The sequence below is a fragment of the Streptomyces sp. NPDC048718 genome, assembly GCF_043198875.1.
Lineage (GTDB): Bacteria > Actinomycetota > Actinomycetes > Streptomycetales > Streptomycetaceae > Streptomyces.
Genome location: NZ_JBICVG010000019.1, coordinates 45,555 through 66,369, shown reverse-complemented (window position 1 = coordinate 66,369; position 20,815 = coordinate 45,555). Strand labels below are relative to the sequence as shown.

Below are 20,815 nucleotides of genomic sequence, written 5' to 3'. Positions count from 1 at the left end.
CTGAGCACGGCAAGGTCCGTGCGGACCAAGAAAGTTGTTCTCCGTGCGCGAATCCCACAGTCCTTCACTGGACTTTTCCGCGTTCTCCTTTACGGTCGTCGTTCCCACCCCACCTCCACCAAAGGAGCGTGAACGACCTGGCCCTCGTACTCACTCGCGCCATCGGCACAACGTGCCACCCCAAGGACCTCATGTCAGTACAAAATCACGCATCGGACGATCGCCTCGCTTCCGGCGATCACATATCCGGAGATTGGCTCGCGACCGGCGAACTCGCGCGTCTCTTGAAAATCGATCCTTCGACCCTCCGCCGCCGGCGCACAGCCCGACCTCCGCAGGGCCCTGCGTTCGTCTCGGTGTCCGGTCGGGTCACCTTGTACAACGCCACCGACGTCGACCGCTGGCCGCGTACGCGCCGTGTCGATCCCGGACAGGCGGTCTGACGTGGCCGCAACGTCCTCCTCCAGCGCCGAGGCGATACCGATCGGTGTCCGTCTCAAGACCGATGTCGAGTATCGCCCCAACCGCCCCTCCCCCTACCGAGCGCGGGTGCGATGGCGGGACTCGGAGAAGAAGACCCGCAAGTCTCTCTCCGCCGCCAAAGAAAGCGAGGACGAAGCCCAAGAGTGGCTCGCCGGCCTCGTCGAGGCCGCCGAGGCCGGCATCACCCCGACGCTCGCCACCATGCCGCTGTCCGACTACGGGAACGCGAACATGGAACTCGCCCTGCGGGGGCTTGAACTGAAAACGCGTGACCCCTACCTCGCCGGGTGGAAGCTCCGCGTGGTGCCCGCGCTCGGACACCTGCCGGTTCGGATGATCACCAACGGCGCGGTCGACCGCACCGTGCAGAACTGGATCGCCGACGAGCAGAGCCGGTCGACGGTCAAGAACACCATCGCGGTCCTCGTCCGCGTCATGGAGCAAGCGGTCCGCGACAACGTCATCAAGATCAACCCGGCTCGCGTGACCGGCCGGCAGAAGCTCTACAAGCAGGCCGAGGACGAACTCCGCAACCCCCGCGCACTGGCCCTACCCGACTGGGGGGGCGCTCAACCAGCTCGCCGACGCCCTCGTCGCCGCATCCCACGGCGAGTTCCAAGGCTGAGGCAGCGTCGTCCCGTTCGCCGCGTGCACCGCGGCACGCATCGGCGAAGTCTCCGGCTGCCGAGTCGGGGACATCGACACCGCAAACTGGATCTGGACCGTCCGGCGGCAGACCACCCCGACCCCCGGCGGCCTGGTCGACAAAGGAACCAAGGGTAAACGCGCCCGCCAGGTACCCATCATCGAAGAGATCCGGCCGCTCGTCGCACAGCGCGTCCTGGCCGCGGGCCCCGACCCCGACGCCCGTCTGTTCACAGGGCCGCGCGGCGGTCGTATCTCCACCGCGGTCCTCCGTGACGCCACCCACTGGGACGACGTCGTCAACAAGCTCGGCTATGAACATCTGCGTCGGCACGATCTGCGGCACACCGGACTCACCTGGTTCGCCGACGTCGGCGTCCCCGTACACGTCCTACGCAAGATCGCCGGCCACGGTTCCCTGACCACCACCCAGCGCTACCCGCACCCCGACGTCCGTCAGATCACCGCCGCCGGCGCGGCACTGACCGCGCACCTCAGCGTGCTCCGCGCCCCCCGGACCCTTCCGAGCCCGATCGCCGTCGCCCGCTGACACGGTCAAGACGGGGTTGGTCCCCTAGTGGTCCCCGAAAACGATCAAGGGGCTGTTCCAGATTGCTCTGAAACAGCCCCTGACCCGCGACTCTTTCGAGTCGGGACGACAGGATTTGAACCTGCGACCCCTTGACCCCCAGGAGTGAGGGTCAAGTGCATTTTCCGGATATAGCAGACTTAATCCGGGTGCATAACGTGCGCATGACGGCCCGTCGTGCACCACCGCGCATGCCGTGTGGTCCCCAACTGGTCCCCAGATTCACCGCGCTGGCGACCAGGATCCTGATGTGTGGCAGGGCCGAGTCCGTTGTCTTCCATCGGGCAACGGCCCCGTCGTGAAAGGCTGACGGACTGCCCACGCGCCACCGGTGCAGGCACTGCAGGCGGCGCCGCGCCCATCGGCGGCGGCAACAGCGACGGCAACACGAGGCCGTATCAACCACAGCGGGCCGTACAGAACGCGTGAGCCTGTCGAGGCGCACGAGGGAACTCCTTGCCACCGTGGACCCTGCTCTGGACTCCGTGATCGTCATGGGATACGCCGCGTCGCTGCGACGCTGACCGGAGGATCCACCTCGCCAGGATCACGGACCGCCTTCACCTGCCGCGCAAGGCGGGGGCCGGTGATGGCCGTGCAGGCGGTACACCATCTCGTCCGGAGACGTGATCATGCGTGCCTCGCGCCACGCGGTGTCGTAGGAGAGCGCCCCCCTCCCCCGCCACCACAGGCGAAACGCCCGCACGCTGGTGAACGGCGCCAGCAAGGCCCGCCAGAGCAGAGAATTCACCGGGAGGCCACCCGCTCAGACCCACCGGGCACCATGAGGGGGCTCGGCGGACCGTCCTCGGTGGGTAGAGACGCCGACCTGCCGGTGAAAGCCCGCAGGGCATCGAGCAGGGCGACCATCGCCCGCTGCTGCCGATCGGCGTCGTTGAAGCCGCGACCGACGTCCTCCCACTGTTCGAGCAAGGGCTGCCACCAGCTCCCACAGGCTCTGATGGACCGCGCGAGGCGTTGGAGTTCGGCGACGTGCTCGTCCGCCAGCGTGCCGGGCCGCTGTTCGAGCCGGTCGAGTACCAACAGGTCGGGATGGTCGTACAGTTGGGCCTTGAGGAACCGCAGGCGCCGGACCCGGTCCTCGTCGGCCCGGCTCTGGGCGACGGCCTGACGGCTTTCCGCGGACAACCGCAGCGTGACGCGCGCATGCAGAATCCGATAGGCCCCACCCGTGGTCCCGTGCAGATCACGCAGAACAGCGTTGACGGCGTCCTGCGCAGCATGCGGATCGGCCGCCTCGCAGCGTCCGGCGGCTTCAGTCGCCACCTCGTGGACCCGGAAGCGGACCAGGTCCTCGAGATTGGAGCCCGTACGCCACGCCGGCCGCCAGCCGATGACGAAGGCCGCGTCGAAGGGAACTCCAGCCGTGGCACTCGGCAGGAGGCGCTGGTGGGGACAGTCGCTGATGCGCTCCGCACGCTGCCATGGCCATCTCACGCGGACTCCGTTCCGAGCCCGAACACCGAGCGGAGCCGCGGGTCGACGAGGTGCTGGTGGAAGTCCTCCGCCACGTCGATCCCCTCGACGGTGACGGGTGCGTCGGCCAGGGCTCGCATGAACGCCCAGTAAGCCTGGAACATGCCGTTGCCCCGGAGGATGTGGACGAGCCGGTCGCGCAACCGCTCGTACCCGACGGCGTCGGTCGCGTACGAGCCGATCCACTTCGTCAGCCTGGGGATGACCTCCTGCGCGGTGGCGGCGTCGCCGAGGAGGTCCCGCAACGCGCGGTCGACGTCGATGACGGCCGCTTCCTCGGACATGAGCCACGGCACCTTCGTATTTTCCTTCTCCATCAACGCGAGGAAGGCGAGGCTGCCGGACCTGACGGAGACCTTGGATGCCTGCCAAGCGGCGACTTCGGCAACGAGCATCGCAGTGCGTGGCGGCCGCGAGACCAGCTCCTTCAGGACCGAGAGGACACCGAGCCGCGTCGCGGGATCGTCGCTCTTCCGGGTGATCCGGCGCAGCCGGACCAAGGCCATCTTGGCCGCGGACGGGCCCGAGGTCTCGTCCAGGAGCACACTGCGGCAGGTGACGACCACCGTGTCCGCGTATTCCTGCTGTCCGGCCCACCGGTACAGCGTGGCCCAGGCAGCGCGACCGACGTGCTCGTCCCGCACGGCGCGCAGCAGCACGGCGCCGAGCAGCTCGGGGTTGTCGGCACAGGCAACGCTTCCCAGCGTGTCCAGATGTTCAGCAGTACCGTGTCGCAGAACGAGACCAGCCAGGGCATCGACCACCGGCTGGGCCGACACGGAGCCGTCGCCGGGCTGCGTGAGCCAGACGAGCAAGGGCCCGCGCATCACCTCGTAGTTGTCCCACACATAGGTCAGAACGGCCCGCCCGTAGGCAGGCTGGTCGAAGACCACCGAGTCGTGCGTGTTCACACGCGCGCCCACGTCATGGATGCGGCGACGCAGGCCTCGCCCGGCAAAGACGGACGGGACAAGCGCTTCAGCGGGCTTGTCGCCAACCGGCACCGCAAGCAGGCTCCGCAGGCTGCCCGCCGTGGCCGCCACCTCCGTCATGGGTGCGGATTGGCGGACGGCCAGAGCCAGCAGCAGACAGCGGTCCTCCAGGGTGAGGGAGGAGGTTCGCCCGTCGTACGTGGCGGTCGTTTCACCGAACAGTTCGTCCAGCTTCTGTCTCCAGTCCGACAGCGCGGCCGCCAGGCGTTCCGCGAAGCCGGCGGGCCGCTCCTGTCCACCCGTGCGCACCGCGGCGACCGACAGATGGGACTGCCCCCCGTGATACTCCTCCCACACCGCCATGGAGGTGAGCGCGGCCCGGACCGCCTCGACCGCGTTGAGCCCGCGCAGGGAGACGACCGCCGCGTCGAGGGACCGGACATGGGACACCAGTTGCGGATGTCCGTGGTACTCGAGGTGCTCCTCGACCACGAGCTCCGCCTCCGGCGGCTCGTCGATGTGTACGACCCTGACGTCGCCACGCGGACTGAGGTAGTGGTCGGGCCAGAGCTCCTTCGCCACAGTCATCACCAGGAACGAACGCGCCGGTGCGAGGTCCTCGGCATGGCGGGTGAGTGAGTCGAGGAAGTCGGCCGAGAGCAGATCCGTACACGTGTCCTTCAGGTCGACCTGGTAGGCGTGCCGGTGGCCCACCGGAAGCCGGCCCCGGCTGGGGGCGCTCCAGTCGGCGTCCAGCTTGATCAGCGCGGTGTCCGCTTCGGTGTGGCGCGCCAGCAGCTGGAGAGCGAAGGTCGTGGACCCGAACGAGCGCGGTGCCACGACCAGCAGGATGCGCGGTTGCAGAAAGCCCGTCTCCCCGTGGACGACCTGATCCCAGGCTTCCTTCCACCGCCCCGAGAGGACGAAGGGCTGCTCGATGATCTGCTGCCGATCCCGCTCCACCCCCTCGAGCACATCCCGTTTGCGCAACTCCTGCAGCACGTTAAGTTCGCCGACGTGCGCGGCGGCCACGCCGACCTGCTGGATGTGGAAGTCGCCGGGCCGGGGAGCGGGGAGGGAAGCGGGAGAAGTGAGGTCCCGAGGGGTGCCGCCGGATTCCGGAGTCTCGGGCCCGGCGGATTCGGTGGGTTCAGGCGAGGTGAAGGCGTTCTCTGCCATGGATTCGTTCCACTTCTGGAAGGGGGAGGGAGGACGGTGCGTGCCCGTCAGCGCCGACGCTGGTCGAGATTGAGGGTGTCGAGCGCGCCGATGACCGTCGTCTGCTCCATGACCCCGAGGAAGTTCAGGACGGGACCGCTGCCGCCCGCCTCCGCAGACGAGCTGTTCGCGGCCCCGCCCGCTGGAGCAAGGGCCGGAGCGGACGGAGGCCGGGGACCGGCCGCGTCCGTGATGGAAGGTCCCAGCAGTACGGGGGACACCCCGGGGACGAGAAGCCGGCAGGGCTCCTCGAATCCCGGCTTGCGGTCCACGCGAGCCATGGCCTGCAGGAAGTGGCGCTCGTCGAGATCGGGCGTGCGGCCGTCCCTCACCGTGCGGCGAAAGGCGATCTCCGAGATCACGGCCGCCAGGTAGACGCCGTGAGCCTCAGCCGCTTCCAGCGCTTCCCGCACCGCCTCGCTGTCGACCAGCCGGCACGCTTCGACGACGGCCCGATTGCGACGATCCGGGAGGGACACCGGCCCGACGTGGACGCTGGCCCGCAGACGGATCTCGGGCGCGCTGTGCAGACGCGACTTCTTGTCGTACCGGCTCAGGGCCGCGTTGAGGTGTCCGAGCAGCGGATCGACCAATCGGGTCGTGTCCCGGGCCGGCAGGACGAAGATGGCACCGTCACCGGTGTCGTCGAACGCACCGTCGACCCGCCGCGGCATGTCCAGCCCGCTCTGGTCGAAGACGGTGTCGAGGATGCTGTCCAGATCGAAGCGCGCCGGTGCCATCCGCGCGTCGGGGATCCGGCTGTATCCCTTCATGTCGACGACCAGCAGAGCGTGCTCCGGTGGCACGTCGACGGGGTCCGGCTGCGCAGGAGACCTCATGGGAACACCAGTCCTTCCGCCACGACCTTCGCGGCTGGCGCACCATGCTGGTCGGGCCGGAGGCGGCTTGGTGCCCACTACTGGGCACCGAGCCGGTGCGCTCCGTCACCCCCGGCCGAGCGGGTCGGCCTTGATCCGGGCGATGTCCCTGATGAGCAGGCCGCCTCCGGCCTCCGTCTCCAGCCATCCGTGATCGCGCCACGCCTTGATCGCCGTTCCGACGGCGTTCCGTGACGCCCCGATCAGCTGGGAGAGCTCCACCTGCGTCAGGCGCACATGGACGTGTCCGGCCGTAGAGGAAGCTGACTGGACCAGCCGCCCCAGGGCCGACGCGAGTCGCGCGGGCACCGGCGCGGTCGCGAGTTCGAGCCGTACTGCCTCCGCCTCACGCACACGAGCGATGGCGTGGCGCAGTATCGACGCCGTCAGACGGTGCTCGTCGACGAAACCGAGGAACTCGGGAGCGGGGATGACGCGGACCTGGCACGCCTCCGCCGCGATGACGGACGCCGTGCGCGGCTGGGCGTCCAGTACGGCCAGCTCCCCCAGCAGTTCACCCGCCCCCCGGACGGCCAGCAGGGTCCTCTCACCGTTCTCACCGGTCAGGGTCACGATCGTGGAGCCGGACTCCAACAGGAGGACATGCGTCCCTGGATCCCCTTGCCGCAGAAGAACACTCCTGGCAGGCCGTGACCGCAACGGAGCCAGACCACGCAGCTTCGCCCACAAGACCTTGTCGAACACGACGGCGTGCGGCTGATACATAGCACCCCCGATGTGAGGCAGCGTCAGAGGCGGGATGGTCTCAAGAGACGAAGCAGCTGATCAACACACCAATTCCGGCCACCCCCAAAGTGACGACCGTCAAGTCCACGGCCACCTTGATGATTCGGAACTTGCGGTGCGCGAGAGCGGCCAGCCGCGCCACGTTCCAGGCGTCCGCCCGGTACAGCCCTCCGGCGGCCTGCCACTCCGCGACGGCCACGACCGCTTCAGGAACCTCATCAGGACACGGTCCATCCATCCCCGTCAGCGCCGTGCCTCCCGGCAGTACGGGGCGCAGGGCCAGGAGCGCCGCGACGAGCGCGCTGGCCGCCCCTGCGCACATCACCGCCAGGGTCGTCCTCACCACCCAGCCGGCTTCCGCGGCCACCGGCAGCGCCGCGACCACGACGGCCAGGAGGGCCACGTCCAGACCGCACAGCACGGTCGCCTTGGTGTCGGCCCGCTGCACCTCCACGAACAGCTCAGCCGCCCTCGTGCGGATCCTGCCCACCACCTCGCAGGACAGAGCGCCTTCGGCGCGCACTACCGATCCGGGCACCTCACCCGCCACCTTTCCACCACAACAGGACCAGCCCTGTCACGAGACCTCCAAGGTGCCAGGAACGCGGATGCGGCAGGTGCCCAGCAGAGGGCACGACGGCAGGCAACTGCGCCACACTCGAGCCCTGAGCCCGCTGCGGCCTGATCGACGTCTCGGCCATGGGCTTCTCCGGCCACACGGCCGGGTGAGCGGTTCGGTAGCGGCACCCCGCTGCTGCTGTGCGGCGCGCCAGCCAGGTGGTCCCCACACGACGGCCAGAGATACGAGGCCAGAACCGACGAGATCGCCACCCGGCTGTCAACTACTGGCCAGGGGCCCGTCTGGCGAGGGCCTCCAGCCAGCTTCTCACTCGCCTGGACTGCTCGTGGACCTCGGAGGACCCCGCCTGGAGCCTTCCCGCGCCCCCGAGGCGCAAGCGCGCGCTCATCACCGCCGCCGTCACCGCAATCGCCGTCGCCGCCACCTCGGGTGGCATCGTCGCCTTCTACAACAGTGACGAGCGTGCGGACGTGGGCCTCGCGTCCGGCCACGCCTCCCCTTCGACACCCTCCAGTGAGATATCCGCCCCGATCAGCACTTCTGGCACCACGTCTGCTGGCACGCCAACGGAAATCCCATCCGCCTACACACGAGCCGGCGACGAAACACAACCACACCCGGACTAGTGGAGTGCGAGCACCATCGAGACGAACGAGGACCCCATCGCACTGAACGACGGCATCAGCCTCGGCTTCGACCCCGTCGAAAACGCCGCCTGCGTCTGGACCGACGACCCCGACAGCCACGCCTCCCAGTCCAACCTCAGAGGCACGCAAGAAGCGCAACACCGTCGAGCGGGCGATCAACCAGCTGAAGCAGTCCCGGGCGGTCGCCACTCGCTACGACAAACGCGGCTATGTCTTCCTCGGCACCGCGGCGGCCGTCGCCATCCGGCTCCGAACATGACCTATGCGACCCAGCAGTAGACGCCCTGGCCCTGACGACCAGGTTCAGCCAGGCCGCGCTGGTCGGCGTGAAGTGCAGGTGGAACCGGGGATGCCCCAGCAGCCACCGTTTGATGTCGGGTGTCTTGTGGGTCGCGTAGTTGTCCAGGATCAGATGAATCTGCAGATCAGCCGAGACTTCTTTGTCCAGCTTGGCCAGGAACCTCTTGAACTCCGCCGCCCGGTGGCGGCGGTGCGGGGAGCCGATGACCTTGCCGGTGGCGACCTCGAGGGCGGCGAAGAGGGTGGTGGGCCCGCGCTCACGTAGTCGTGACTGCGGCGTTCGGGCACCCCGGGCAGCACCGGCTGGGACCGGTCCAGGGCCTGGATCTGCGACTTCTCGTCCACGCACAGCACCAGGGCCCGCTCCGGCGGATCGAGATACAGGCCGACCACGTCACGGACCTTGTCGATGAACAGCGGGTCCTTCAACAGCTTGAACGTCTCCGCCCGGTGCGGCTGGAGGGCGAACGCCCGCCAGATCCGGGAGATCGCCGACTGCGACATCCCCGTCGCCGCGGCCATCGACCGTGTCGACCAGTGGGTGGCGTTCTTCGGCGTCTCCTCCAGCGTCTTGACGATGACGCGTTCGACATCCGCGTCGGTGATCTTCCGCAGGACACCGGGTCGTGGTTCGTCGCACAGGCCGTCGAGCCGGCGTTCCAGGAAGCGCCGCCGCCAGGCTCGGACGGTGTCCGTGGTGATGCCCAGACGCCGGGCGACCTCGGCGATCGCGTGTCCGTCCGCGCTCTCCAGGACGATCCGTGACCGCAGTGCCAGCGACTGGGCACTCGAACGACGACGCACCCACGACTACAACATCGCCCGCTCGGCATCGGACAGGACCACCGGCGGGATCTTCGGTCCAGGACGACTCACACCAGACCAACGACGAATCTCCGACTCAGGACACTAGTAGCACTTCGTTACATCGGGTGATCTCGCCTGGTGGCGGGCATCCACCGTGCGGTGCGGATCGGTTCGTCAAGCTACGAGTCCCGCACCGGGGAGAGCGTTCGGTGGTGCCATGGGACGCAGTGCCCGTAGTTCCTGCAACCACAGTTCATGGGACAGCAACGCCAGTACGGCGCGTGTGCCTTCCGGGGTGGGGGTGCGATGCTGGGTGGTCACGAGGGCGGCCACGGCCCGTCGGTCGAGACGACCGTCCTGGGTGAGGGCCCCGGGGGCGAGGACGTCGTGGGCGAGAGCCGTCAGCGGGCTGTCCCGCGTGAGGAGCGGGACGGGAGCGGGAGGCGCCGGCGACAGCCGTTCCTCGTCCGAGCCACGCCGAGGCACCCGTACCTGCACGCCCCAGGCCGCACCGAGATGGTCCAGGCGGCGGAGGTCGTCGTCAGCAGGTGGCAGGTCCGAGGCGGCGTGTGCACGCACGTAGTGGCGGTACTCCGGGGTGTAGAGGGACTCGCGGAGGCGGGTGGGCACGCCGACACGCGGTTCCTGTGGCGTGCCGCGCTCGGCCAGGGCGACGTCGAAGTCCGCTCGGCGGGCGGCGCGCAGGAGCAGGTAGGTCTCGACTGCGGCCGGATCGGCGTCCGGCCCTCCGAGGTGCCAGATGGTCCGCGGCAACAGGTCCGCGAGGGCACCAGCGTCGATGACCACCTGATGGCGGACGATACGGGCCCGCCGATCCGCTCCTCGGCCGGGTGATGCCGGTGAACGGCGTCCTGTCCTGCGTACGAGTTGGAAGGTGTGCAGGGGAGGGCGGTCGAGTTCCGCCAGGTAGCCTGCGGCCGTCGTCGCCAGATGTCCGGTGGCCCCTTCCTGGCTGTCGATCACGCACACCGCGCCGTCTGCCGGCAGCACGCGCCGCACCTCCTGCCGGAGAGCGGTCGCCCCTTCCTTCCCCTCCGTCTCCTTCCGCACGCACCACCCACCGGTCCCCGTCGCCACCGCGACGGCACCGTGCGACAAGGCGCCGACGCCTTGGAGAGGCGTCCTTCCTCCTGGCGGTGACCCCACGGACAGACACTCGTCGAGAACGAGCTCCCGTGGTTCCGTAGGCACGCGGGAGAAGGCCAGGAGACCGGGCAGTTCCGAGGCGAAGTGGACGGCGCCGTCGGAGGCCCTATGGTGATACAGAGTCTTCGCCCCCTGCCCGTCGGTGGCGAGGACGAGTCGGCCCGCACCCCGCGTGTCGACGACGGCCACGGAGAACATGCCGTCCAGGTGGGCCGCGAAGTCCGGTCCGTAGGTGGCGTAGAGAGCCGGCAGCAGTGCGCCGGAACCGGCCTCCGGCACAGCGTAGCCACGGTCACGCAGCCGACGGCGCAGTTCCCGGTGGTTGTAGATCTCGCCGTCCAGGACCGCCACGACACCGGGCACGGACGGAAGTCGATAGGGACGGAAGTCGGCCGCGATGTCGCCCGCGGCAAGGCGGTTGCTGCCGAGAGCCCATCGGTCGCCACGCAGCAGGCCCGTACCGGGGGTTCCACCGTGCCTCTGCCGACCCGCCGCTGCCGCCAAGTCGTCGGACCGTACCGGTGTACCGAAGGAACCGAAGATCCGCGCGTGCTGAAGGCGTTCGCCGCTGCTCGTCGCCATCTCCACAGGACTGTCCGGATCAGCCGACGCGCGAAGCGGTTTCCGCACGCTCGGCAGAGGCACCGGAACTGTCGGACCGTGTCTCCTCGCCACGTGCGGCCCGGCGCCCGACCGCCTCCAGAAGGAGGTAGCCCAGAACGGTCACGGCAGCTCCCGCGTAGATCGTGTTGTGGTACAGGTCCTTCTCGTACCCGTGCCCGTGGCTCCACATGTCGAGGGCGCTGCCGAGGGTCTGCACGAGACCGCCGCACAGCGTCGCCCAGAGCACGCGGGTCGTCGGTCGGTTCGCCGCGCGTCGCGCGATCACCGTGGCGGCCACGGCCATCAGCGTCAGCTGGCCGAGGTAGATGCCCCCATGGACGGTGAGGAGTTCGCCGGGCGGAATCGCCACCTCGGACAGGTGCTGGTTGTGCCAGAAGGTGTCGTAGAGAAAGCCGCCGAACTCCACGACGAGGGCCGCCGCGATGACGAGCCTGACGGCTGTGGGATTCCTCATCGTTCCTCCCTGGTGATTGGTCCGTCCAGCGTGTCCGTGGCGGGCGGCGCGGGCGCCCCCAGGGCGGACCGGCAGCTCGGAGTACCCGGACGGGCAGTACCCCGCCCGGCCCGGTCGGCCCGCCCGTCGGGTCTTCTTCCCCCCGGCTGGTGCGGAGTTGGCTGGCCGTACCGATTACGTCAAGGGAGTGATGATGGCGGTCTTCCCGAGCGGCGAGTGGCTCGACGACTACGTCGAGCGCATCAACTCGTCTCCCGAGTTCGAGGATGCGGCACGGACCTTCGAAGCGGACATCTCCTATGTGTTCGAGGCCGAGCCGGAGATCGGGCACCTGCGTGACGTCTGGGCGCGCGCCGGCGTCGGCGGCGGCAAGTGCCTGTGGTGGAAGTACGACGTGGGGCCGGAGGAGGGACGGGAGTCGCAGTTCGTGCTTCAGGGCCCGTACTCGCTGTGGAAGGAGATCATCCTGGGCGAGGTCGACCCGATGGAGTCCATGCTGGACGGCGACCTGGCGGTCACCGGACACCTGCCGACGTTGCTCCGTTACGTCCGCGCCGCCAACGCCCTGGTGAACCTGGCCGCCTCCGGCACCACATCCTTCGTGGACGAGGCCGGCGACACGGACCGGGCGGCCGAGGCGGTCGGCACATGAGCCTCCCCCGTCCTGACGGCACCGCCGGCGCCACGCCCGTCTCCGTCTCCGCCGGCCCGTGGGATCTGCGGGTGCACATCGAGGGCGACGGGCCGCCGATAGTGCTGCTGCACGGACTACTCACGGATTCCCGGGCCTGGAACGAGGTCACCGCCCGGCTCCGGGACCGTCACCGGCTGATCCGGGTCGACGGGCCCGGCCACGGCGGCAGTCCGGCCCGGCCGGGCCCGTACACCCTGGAGGAGGAGGCCGATGCCGTCGTCGCGACGGTGACCGAACTCGGTCTGACCGATCCGATGGTGTGGGCGGGCCACTCGATGGGCGGGATGAAGGCACTCCGGGTCGCGCTGCGCCACCCGGAGCTGGTCTCAGGACTGGTCCTCGTCTCCACCCAGCCGTACGAGGAGCCGGAGCGCACGGCCCGCCCTTACTACGCGATGGTGGAGGCCGCCCACACCTGGGGCATCGACGCGGATCTCGCCGATGTCATCGGAAGGCTCAACTTCCACCCGGACTTCCTGATCACTCAGGACGGACGTAGCTGGCTGGAGCACTTCACCACCCTGCGGGGCTCCGACATCGAGCAGGCCTGCGCGTCGGTGTTCGGCCGCGGTGACATCTCCGGCCGGCTTGCCGAGCTCGACGTGCCGGCCCTCGTCGTCCACGGGACGGCGGACATTCCCATCCGGATCGGAGTCACCAGGACCTGGGCTCCGCTCCTCCCCCAGGCGCGGCTCGTGGAAGTACCGTACTGCGGCCACACCCCCCAGTGCGAGCAGCCCGCGCTCGTCGCCGAACTTCTCGAGACCTTCTGCCGACAGGCCCGCAGGACCGCGTCCGTCAGCTGACGCCGTCCGTCGACACCTGGGAGTCCCCTTGAGCGACCGGATCTACACCCTGCCCATCGAGCAGACGAAGTGGAAAGTACCCAGCGGCAACACGACCGTCTTCACCTGGGACTACGACGAGGGCAACGACCGCCTCCTCAGCCTGTACGAGAAGGGCAAGGCGAAGCAGTGGAACGCCTCCGACCGTATCGACTGGTCGATCGAGGTGGACCTGGACAGTCCCGATCTCGTACCCGACGAGTACGTCCCCATCTTCGGTTCCCGGCTGTGGGACCGGCTCGGCGCCGAGGACCGCCAGCGGGTCAAGCAGCACGTCACGTCCTGGCAGTTCTCCCAGTTCCTGCACGGCGAGCAGGGCGCCCTGATCTGCGCGTCCAAGATCGTGCAGACGGTTCCCGACATGGACTCCAAGTTCTACGCGGCGACGCAGGTCGTCGACGAGGCGCGGCACGTCGAGGTCTTCTCCCGCTACCTGCGGGAGAAGGTCGGGTTCGCCTATCCGATCAACCGCAGCCTCCAGGCGCTGCTCGACGACACCATCCAGGACAGCCGCTGGGACCTGACCTACCTGGGCATGCAGGTGCTCATCGAGGGCCTCGCCCTGGCGGGCTTCGGAGTCACCCGCGACCAGACCCGGGAACCGCTGGCCCGCGCCCTCAACGCGTACGTCATGCAGGACGAGGCCCGGCACGTCGCGTTCGGTCGGCTCGCGCTCCGCGAGTACTACAAGGAGCTCACCACGGCCGAGCTCGCGGACCGCGAGGAGTTCTGCGTCGAGGCCTGCTACCTGCTGCGGGACCGGTTCCTCGGCGAGGAGATCTGGGAGCACCTGGATCTCGCACCGGCCGAGGCCGTCGCCCACATCAACAACAGCGAGGCCTTCCAGCTGTTCCGGTCCCTGCTGTTCACCCGCATCGTCCCGACGCTCAAGGACATCGGCATGATGGGGCCGAAGGTGAAGCGGGCCTTCGCCGAGATGGACGTGCTGGGCTACCAGGACATCGACCTGGAGGCCGTGATGGCGTACGACGAGGAGGCGGCGGACGCCATCGACGCGCAGCGGATCGCTCAGGTGCAGGAGACCATCAAGGTCGGCACGGGTGCCGACGCGGACGCGTGAGCGCCGAGGAGAGTGGGACATGGCAATCGACAGGACCGCGTTCGACCGGCTCGCCGAGGTGGTCGCCGACCGCAAGGGCGAGGGGCTCGCCGAGTACGCACGGGAACACGACGGAGGCCCGCAGGGACTGCTGGACGACGTCTTCACGAACATGACGAACGCCTTTCTGCCCGGCAAGGCCGCAGGTGAACGGGCCGACTTCCAGTACGTGCTGAGGATGGACCGCTCGGCCGAAGGCGAGGAGTACCACTACTTCCTCTCCGTCGCCGACGGCACCTGTCGCTGGGGACGCGGCACGGTGACCGATCCCAAGGTCACCATGCAGGTGACGGTGCCCGACTTCCTTCGTCTGGTCACCGGGAAGCTCAACAGCATGCAGGCGTTCCTGACCAGGCGCGTACGGATCTCCGGCGACACCTTCTACGCCACCAAGTTCGAGAAATGGTTCGAGCGGCCCTGAGCGAGGCTCACACGACCGCACGCTGAACTCCTGCCGCCGGCAGAGGGCCACCCCCGTCCCTCTGACCGGCGGCAGGCCCATGTCCGGGTTCAGCAGGCCGACAGGAACCACGCGTCGGGGACCAGATGTGTGGTGACGTGCACGAAGGCGCCCAGGGCCGCCAGCCCCGGCAGGCTGAACACGACCCGGAGGACGGAGACCGGCTCCGCCGCCGGCGGACGCCCGGTCTCGAGCTGCGTCAGACGGTGCTCCAGCGGGCATCCCCGGCCGTTGTGAACGAGCCAGGGGGCCAAAGGAACCGACCCACTGTCCTCGCCGACACGCCCGCCGGTGCCTCCCAGGGCGACGAGCAGGGCTCCCGCCACCGCAGGAACACCACATGCCCGTACGGCAGCCGCGTCGGCTTCCAGCTCGCGGGCCAACACCGCACGGCTGAAGAACCGCACCGCGACGGGAACGTGGAACAGCATCGAACGGGCCAGATGGAGGCAGAGGTAGCGCAGCGGATCCCGGCGTTCCGCGTGACAACGTTCGTGCCGGAGCACGGCCTCCAACTGGCTTGTTGAGAGCCGCCGTACGAGACCGGAACTGATGACGACGTAGGTGTTCAGCAGCCCCCTGGTGAAGGCGACCGGACGGTCGTCGTGGAACAGCACCACCTTGCCGAGCAGGCCGGAGCGGCGCACCACCGGGAGCAGGTCGGTGAAGCACCCGCACCGGGATGACGAAGAGGCGCTCAGTCGCCGGCCGATGCGCATCGCGGTGATCAGCGAACGGACCGCCCCTCCGAGCACGGCCGTGGAGGGGCCGAGGGCGAACAGGCCGACCGCGACGATGCGGGGCACGATCCAGACCCCGCGCACGGTGTCCCAGCATAGGATCTCGGCCAATGCCACGTACTGGGAGAGCAGCACGACCAGAGCGCCGCCGCCTTTGAGTAGCCGGTGCCATTCAGCCGACACCATCCGCCCCTCCGTCCGCCGTCGCCCGTCCAGCCTCGCGGGACGAGCCTCCTTAGCGGTTGAACACGGGCTCGCCCCGGGAGCTTCCTCTCCCGGGGCGACCCGTTCTCACATGTCTCCGGATCTCACCGTCATGGGCGAGTGCCGAAGACTGAAGCAGCGTCTCAGTCCTCGGCCGCCCCAGTGGACACCGTCTTGACGGAAGACCCCGTGGGTCGTGTTCCGCGGACCTCGTCGGCGATGGCCGCGATGTTCCGCTCCAGCTCCTGGGCCAGGGCCTTCATGGTCGTGTCGTCGAAGCGGTTGGCGCTGTAGCCGATGGTGAACGTGAGGCGTCGGCCCACCACGTATCCGAGGACGTCCAGGTCGCGGAAACGGGTGCCCGTCGCCGAGTGCTGCTCGCCGAAGGACATCCTCGGCACGCTGAGCAGGTCGGAGCGGAGGAACACCTCGTCGACCTGGCCCACGTAGTTGAGGCCGACCTGTGCGAGCGGCCCGTCCGACAGCGAGGGCTCACCCAGCAGATGGCGCAGGAGGCCGAAGCCCGCCCCCTGCTGGGGCACCCCGGCCAGCTGAGCGTGCACCGTGTCCAGCCGCTCGGCCGCGGAGGCTTCCGGGTCGACGGTGATCAGGGTCGGGGTGATCGTGGAGAAACGACCGACGGTCCTGGCGACGGAGAATCCCGGGAGCGGTATGTCCCGGCCGTGCCGTTCGAGATCGACGAGCACTCCGCGGCCCCCGCCGGAGTCCCCGTCGGCCGGCGACACCTCGGCGACCGGCAGCGCCATGACGAGTGCGGCGAGAAGCGTGTCGAGGATGTCGGTGCCATGCGCGGCGGGAATCTCCCGCAGCACAGCGTCCGTGAGGTCGTGATCGAGCCGGAGCGTGAGGGATCGCAGGCTCTCAAGACGGTTGGGTCCGTCCTCACGGTCGTATCGCAGCGGCAGCCCGGCGGGGCGGTCGCGCCAGTACGGGATCTCGCCCTGGGTGGCGGTGTCCTCGGCGTGCCTGCGCAGGGCTTCCGTCCAGACGGGGAAGGGGGTGGTCTTCGCCGGCAGTACGGCGCGGTCTGCGCCCTCCTCGTACTGGAGGTACGCCGAGAGGAGGTCTTCGAGGAGCAGGCGCGCCGAGTAGTGGTCGACGGCGAGCCAGTGACCGAGCACGAGCAGGCAGTGCGGCCGGTCGCCCAGGTCGAAGTAGGCCAGCCTGATGAGCGGCCCCTCGGCGAGGTCGAGGCTCCGCTGCAGCCGATCCGCGGTGCAGGTGACGGCCTCCTTCTGCTCGCGGGAGGTCAGTCCGGGGAAGGCGTGGAACGAGAGGGGCAGCAGGTCCGTGTCGGTGTCGGCGATCGTGGCCCGCCAGCCGCCTCCGGCCGTCCCCTCGTCCACGAAGCGCAGGCGCAGTCCGTCGTGGTGTTCCAGAACGCGCGCTGTCGCGTTGCGCAGGACGTCCGCAGCGAGCGGACGCTGCAATGAGAGAAGGAAGGAGGCATCGTTCCAGTGGTGCCGCTCCGGCAGATCCTGTGAGAGGAACCAGAGCTGGTTGGGGGTCATGCCCGTGGGGCCGCTGACGACGCCCTGGTCCGCCGCGGTCCTGCCCCGGCTCGTGCGGAGAGCTTGTTCGGCGATGGTGGGGTGCTCGAAGACGGTGCGGAGTTCCAGACCGAGACCCGCGGAATCGGCGGCCGCGACGGCGCGGAGAGCCAGGAGGGAGTCGGCGCCCAGTTCGAAGACATCGTCGTGGACGCCGAGTTTCTCCAGCGCCAGGAGGTCGGTCCAGATGGTGGTGAGGGTGTGTTCCTCGGGGGTGGCCGGGGGAACGAAGGGACGGGCGGCGAGCTGGCCGGGATCGGGCAGGGCCTTGCGGTCGACCTTCCCGTTCGCCGTCAGCGGCAGGGCCTCGAGGACCACCACGGTCGGCGGAACCATGTAGGCGGGCAGGACCTTCGCGACCTCCGCCCGCACCGCGTCCGGGTCGAGATCGTTGTCCGCTCCGGGCTCGGCGACCACGTAGGCGGCGAGCCGACGCGGACCGCCCGGGACACCGAGGGCATGGGCGACCGCGGCCTCGACACCGGGCTGACGCAACAGCGCCGCCTCGATCTCACCCAGCTCGATCCGGTAACCGCCGATCTTCACCTGGAAGTCCTCACGCCCCAGGAACTCGATCGTCCCGTCCGGCAAATACCGCCCCAGGTCCCCGGTGCGATACAGCCGCTCGCCCGTCACCGGATGGATCACGAACGCCTTCGCCGTCCGCTCCTCGTCGCCCCAGTAACCCAGCGCCACACCGATCCCGCCGATGAACAGCTCACCGGGCACGAAATCCGGACGCGGCCGCATCCCCTCGTCCAGGACGTGGAAGGTCTGGTTCACCAGCGGCCGACCGTACGGAATGCTCCGCCAGCCCGCGTCGACCTCGCCGATCGGGTAGGCGATCGACCAGATCGACGCCTCCGTGGCACCGCCCAGCGACACCACCGAAAGTCCCTCCAGCAGCCCCCGCGCGCGATCCGGCAACCCCAACGGAATCCAGTCACCCGACAGCAGGCAAAGCCGCAGCTGAATGCCGGCCGCGCCATGCGTGTGGACGTATTCGGTGAAGAGCTCGAAGAGGGCCGGGACCGAGTTCCACACGGTCACCCGCTCGCTCCGCACCAGCTCGGCCCAGTGACCGGGCTCGCGCAGCTTGTCCGCGTCCGGCAGGACCAGAGCACCGCCCTCGGCCAGGACACCGAAGATGTCCCACACCGACAGATCGAAACTCAGGGACGACAGGCCCAGGACACGGTCGCCCTCCCCGACACGGAAACGCTCGTTGACGTCGACGACCGTGTTCACCGCACCGCGGTGGTCGATCATCACGCCCTTCGGCTCACCCGTCGAACCCGACGTGAAGATCACATACGCCAGATCCGAAGCCGCCTGCACCCATCCCAGCGGCGCATCCGACACCCCCGACCACACCGCGTCCTCATCCACCGACCACACCGAGACGGGGGACGGCCAGGCGATGCTCGCGGCCAGGGCCGTCTGTGTCAGGACGAAGCGCGTGCCGGTGCGAACGCAGAGCTTCTGGATCCGTTCCTGGGGGAGGTCGGGGTCTACGGGCACGTAGGCACCGCCGGCCGCCAGCACACCCAGCACCGCGACAACCTGCTCCCAGCCCTTGCGGGCGCTGACGACCACCGGCTCACCCACGCCGACCCCGGCCTCGCGCAGCCGCCGCCCCACCCGCAACGCACGCGAGGACAGCTCACCGAACGACATCCGGCCACCCGACCACACCACCGCGTCCCGCTCCGGCACACGCCCGGCCGCCGCGAACACCCGCTCCTGCAACAGCCCACCCGGCACCACCGCACGCGTGTCGTTCACCTCGTCCCGCACCACCACCTGCGACACAGGCAGACCAGGGGTGAGGCCGTTGCTCCAGTCGGGGCCTTCCTCCTCGGTCAGCCGCAGCACGAGAGCCCGCAATGCCGCGAAAGCGTCGTCGAGGAGTCCGTTGGGAAACGCGGACTCGACGGCGTCCCAGCTGATCATCAGGCCGTTGCGGAGTTCGACGATCTGCATGTCGAGGAGGACCTGGGGGGTCTGGGACACCGCCTCCACGAGACGGCCAAGCGGCGGCACCTCGCCGATCTCGTCCCCGATGGTCCTGCCGATGGCGCTGGTGAAGACGACCGGCATCGCCGCCCGCTCCGCCCCGTACTCCCGCGCCAGATCACGCAGAACCCGCACACCCCCGTACGCCCGGTGCTCCAACCCCTCCCACACCTGACGCTGCAACCCCCGCACTCGCTCCACGAACCCCACCGGCGACGACACATCCGCCCCTACCAGCAACACCGACGTGAAGTCACCCACCAGCCGACCCACATCCGCATGCAACGGCCAACGATCCGCCACCGTGAAATTCAACGTGAACCGCGAAGACTTCGACCACACCCCCAAAACCTCCGCATACGCCCCCGCCAATACCGCCGAGGGCGTCACCCCCCAACCCACCGCCCGCTCCCGCAACCGCCCCCAACGCTCCCCGTCCAAAACGAACGACCGCCGCTCGAACCGCGCAGCCGCCCCACCACCCGACACCACCGGCAGCTCAGGCGCCGGCGCAAGCCCACCGAGCCTGGAACGCCAGAACTCCCGCGCCCGCTCGAAAGCGGCCGCCCCCTCCACACTTTCCAACGCCCGCACGTAATCCCGGAACGAGCACCCGATCTCCGGCAACACCACATTCGGATCGGAGTAGAGCCGCCCCCACTCCTCCAGCAGGATCTGCACCGAACCCGCATCCGCCACCAGAAGATCCAGACTCAGATGAACCCGCCACACATCCCTCGGCAACACCTGAGCCCGCACCTCGAACAACGGCCAGCGATCCGCCGCACGCACCTCGTGCGACAACTCGTCCCGCACCGCACCAACCCGCGACAAAGCAGCCGGAACATCAAGCCCCGACAAATCCTCCACCCCGATCACCACCGGAGGCACCGACTCCAGAACCTGCTGCCGCCCATCACCCCGCACCACCGCACGCAACATCTCATGCCGCCCCACCAGCACATCCAGAACAGCCTCAGCCCGCCCCACATCAAAACCCACCGACTCGAACTGCACATACAGATGAGTCGACACCTCACCCAACTCGAACAACCCCGACCGGCCCAGCCAATACGCATGCTGCACATCCGTCAGACCGAACCCCTCAAACCGACCCCCCACATCCCCCACCAACACCGGAAGGGAATCGGAGATGCGGCCCTCGGAGCGGGCGCCTTCGATCAGTGCCGCGATTCCATCGAGGGTGGGCTCCTCGATGAGGTCGATCAGGGGCACGACGGCGTCGAACTCGGCCTCGATCAGCGCCTTGAGCTCCGCCGCAGCGATGGATTCGAAGTACAGCGGGGTGTCGGGGCCCGTCGTCTCGTCGTCCCAGTCGGGCACCACCTGCGCGCACAGCAGCCGGAGCCGGTCGTGCGGCTGCGAGGCATTCAGCGCTGCGAGTTCGCTGTTCATGACGACTCCTCCACGAAACGGCGTTTCGGTTCTCGGTCCGCCAGCCTGAGGTGCCACAGAGCGGGCGCACATCCTCAAGCGGTGGCACGAAGAGCCCTGCGCGGTCCGGCAGGTCGGGGGTGCCCGACCGGGCACTACGCGGTCGAGGGCGCACCCGGGTCTTTCCCGGAGATTTCGCCGG

The 20,815-nt window shown here is 68.9% G+C and carries 16 protein-coding genes and 1 pseudogene; 7 read left to right on the top strand and 10 right to left on the bottom strand.

The features are described from left to right. Positions 1-128 precede the first annotated feature (128 nt). Genes ACGFRB_RS29240 through ACGFRB_RS29230 form a run of 3 tightly spaced genes read left to right on the top strand, consistent with a single transcriptional unit; the run spans position 129 to position 1,678 of the window. Positions 129-443 (top strand): helix-turn-helix transcriptional regulator, encoded by a 315-nt coding sequence (locus ACGFRB_RS29240; RefSeq protein WP_393247282.1) that lies wholly within the window; start codon positions 129-131, stop codon positions 441-443. A 1-nt stretch (position 444) separates the two neighbouring features. After that, a complete protein-coding gene (locus tag ACGFRB_RS29235; RefSeq protein WP_393247280.1) occupies positions 445-1,266 on the top strand; it encodes a hypothetical protein in 822 nt (273 codons plus the stop codon). After that, complete coding sequence (locus tag ACGFRB_RS29230) at positions 1,148-1,678, top strand: tyrosine-type recombinase/integrase (protein WP_393247392.1); 531 nt, start codon at positions 1,148-1,150, stop codon at positions 1,676-1,678. Before ACGFRB_RS29235 ends, ACGFRB_RS29230 begins: the two co-directional genes overlap by 119 nt. A 786-nt stretch (positions 1,679-2,464) precedes the next feature. Here ACGFRB_RS29230 and ACGFRB_RS29225 read toward each other — a convergent pair. From ACGFRB_RS29225 to ACGFRB_RS29190, 8 genes and pseudogenes are all read right to left on the bottom strand, one after another. Next, positions 2,465-3,175, bottom strand: a complete 711-nt coding sequence (locus ACGFRB_RS29225) for a hypothetical protein (RefSeq protein ID WP_393247278.1) — start codon at positions 3,173-3,175, stop codon at positions 2,465-2,467. Beyond that, on the bottom strand, positions 3,172-5,325 hold the full coding sequence (locus tag ACGFRB_RS29220; protein WP_393247277.1) for a hypothetical protein: 2,154 nt from the start codon (positions 5,323-5,325) through the stop codon (positions 3,172-3,174). The genes ACGFRB_RS29225 and ACGFRB_RS29220 overlap by 4 nt, the downstream gene beginning before the upstream one ends. 47 nt (positions 5,326-5,372) lie before the next feature. Beyond that, positions 5,373-6,203: a hypothetical protein gene (locus ACGFRB_RS29215; RefSeq protein ID WP_393247275.1), complete on the bottom strand. Its 831-nt coding sequence runs from the start codon at positions 6,201-6,203 to the stop codon at positions 5,373-5,375. A 105-nt stretch (positions 6,204-6,308) separates the two neighbouring features. Further along, positions 6,309-6,968 (bottom strand): Crp/Fnr family transcriptional regulator, encoded by a 660-nt coding sequence (locus ACGFRB_RS29210; RefSeq protein WP_393247273.1) that lies wholly within the window; start codon positions 6,966-6,968, stop codon positions 6,309-6,311. Positions 6,969-7,008: 40 nt separating this feature from the next. Next, on the bottom strand, positions 7,009-7,527 hold the full coding sequence (locus ACGFRB_RS29205; RefSeq protein WP_393247271.1) for a hypothetical protein: 519 nt from the start codon (positions 7,525-7,527) through the stop codon (positions 7,009-7,011). Between the two features lie 804 nt (positions 7,528-8,331). Continuing rightward, positions 8,332-9,335 (bottom strand): annotated as a pseudogene (locus tag ACGFRB_RS29200) (IS630 family transposase). A 162-nt stretch (positions 9,336-9,497) separates the two neighbouring features. Further along, positions 9,498-11,072 carry an asparagine synthase-related protein gene (locus tag ACGFRB_RS29195; protein WP_393247269.1) on the bottom strand — a complete coding sequence of 525 codons (1,575 nt, stop codon included), beginning with the start codon at positions 11,070-11,072 and terminating at the stop codon, positions 9,498-9,500. Between the two features lie 19 nt (positions 11,073-11,091). Continuing rightward, positions 11,092-11,568, bottom strand: a complete 477-nt coding sequence (locus tag ACGFRB_RS29190; RefSeq protein ID WP_393247267.1) for a hypothetical protein — start codon at positions 11,566-11,568, stop codon at positions 11,092-11,094. 157 nt (positions 11,569-11,725) lie between these two features. Here ACGFRB_RS29190 and ACGFRB_RS29185 point away from each other — a divergent pair, with 157 nt between their 5' ends. Genes ACGFRB_RS29185 through ACGFRB_RS29170 form a run of 4 tightly spaced genes read left to right on the top strand, consistent with a single transcriptional unit; the run spans position 11,726 to position 14,648 of the window. After that, positions 11,726-12,220: a hypothetical protein gene (locus ACGFRB_RS29185; protein WP_393247265.1), complete on the top strand. Its 495-nt coding sequence runs from the start codon at positions 11,726-11,728 to the stop codon at positions 12,218-12,220. Further along, positions 12,217-13,068: an alpha/beta hydrolase gene (locus ACGFRB_RS29180; protein WP_393247263.1), complete on the top strand. Its 852-nt coding sequence runs from the start codon at positions 12,217-12,219 to the stop codon at positions 13,066-13,068. Before ACGFRB_RS29185 ends, ACGFRB_RS29180 begins: the two co-directional genes overlap by 4 nt. A gap of 28 nt (positions 13,069-13,096) precedes the next feature. Then, positions 13,097-14,188 (top strand): ferritin-like domain-containing protein, encoded by a 1,092-nt coding sequence (locus tag ACGFRB_RS29175; protein ID WP_393247261.1) that lies wholly within the window; start codon positions 13,097-13,099, stop codon positions 14,186-14,188. A 19-nt stretch (positions 14,189-14,207) separates the two neighbouring features. Next, complete coding sequence (locus ACGFRB_RS29170; protein WP_393247259.1) at positions 14,208-14,648, top strand: SCP2 sterol-binding domain-containing protein; 441 nt, start codon at positions 14,208-14,210, stop codon at positions 14,646-14,648. 89 nt (positions 14,649-14,737) lie between these two features. Here ACGFRB_RS29170 and ACGFRB_RS29165 read toward each other — a convergent pair whose 3' ends face one another. Together ACGFRB_RS29165 and ACGFRB_RS29160 are read right to left on the bottom strand one after the other, a co-directional pair. Further along, positions 14,738-15,613, bottom strand: coding sequence for a M56 family metallopeptidase (locus ACGFRB_RS29165; protein WP_393247257.1), 876 nt, complete (start codon positions 15,611-15,613; stop codon positions 14,738-14,740). A 161-nt stretch (positions 15,614-15,774) separates the two neighbouring features. Continuing rightward, on the bottom strand, positions 15,775-20,706 hold the full coding sequence (locus ACGFRB_RS29160; RefSeq protein ID WP_393247391.1) for an amino acid adenylation domain-containing protein: 4,932 nt from the start codon (positions 20,704-20,706) through the stop codon (positions 15,775-15,777). Between the last annotated feature and the right edge of the window lie 109 nt (positions 20,707-20,815).

Coding starts and splice junctions, on each gene's coding strand:
- ACGFRB_RS29170 (WP_393247259.1), top strand. CDS start 14,208: ATGGCAATCGACAGGACCGCGTTCGACCGGCTCGCCGAGGTGGTCGCC.
- ACGFRB_RS29195 (WP_393247269.1), bottom strand. CDS start 11,072: ATGGCGACGAGCAGCGGCGAACGCCTTCAGCACGCGCGGATCTTCGGT.
- ACGFRB_RS29180 (WP_393247263.1), top strand. CDS start 12,217: ATGAGCCTCCCCCGTCCTGACGGCACCGCCGGCGCCACGCCCGTCTCC.
- ACGFRB_RS29190 (WP_393247267.1), bottom strand. CDS start 11,568: ATGAGGAATCCCACAGCCGTCAGGCTCGTCATCGCGGCGGCCCTCGTC.
- ACGFRB_RS29220 (WP_393247277.1), bottom strand. CDS start 5,325: ATGGCAGAGAACGCCTTCACCTCGCCTGAACCCACCGAATCCGCCGGG.
- ACGFRB_RS29215 (WP_393247275.1), bottom strand. CDS start 6,203: ATGAGGTCTCCTGCGCAGCCGGACCCCGTCGACGTGCCACCGGAGCAC.
- ACGFRB_RS29165 (WP_393247257.1), bottom strand. CDS start 15,613: ATGGTGTCGGCTGAATGGCACCGGCTACTCAAAGGCGGCGGCGCTCTG.
- ACGFRB_RS29160 (WP_393247391.1), bottom strand. CDS start 20,706: ATGTGCGCCCGCTCTGTGGCACCTCAGGCTGGCGGACCGAGAACCGAA.
- ACGFRB_RS29210 (WP_393247273.1), bottom strand. CDS start 6,968: ATGTATCAGCCGCACGCCGTCGTGTTCGACAAGGTCTTGTGGGCGAAG.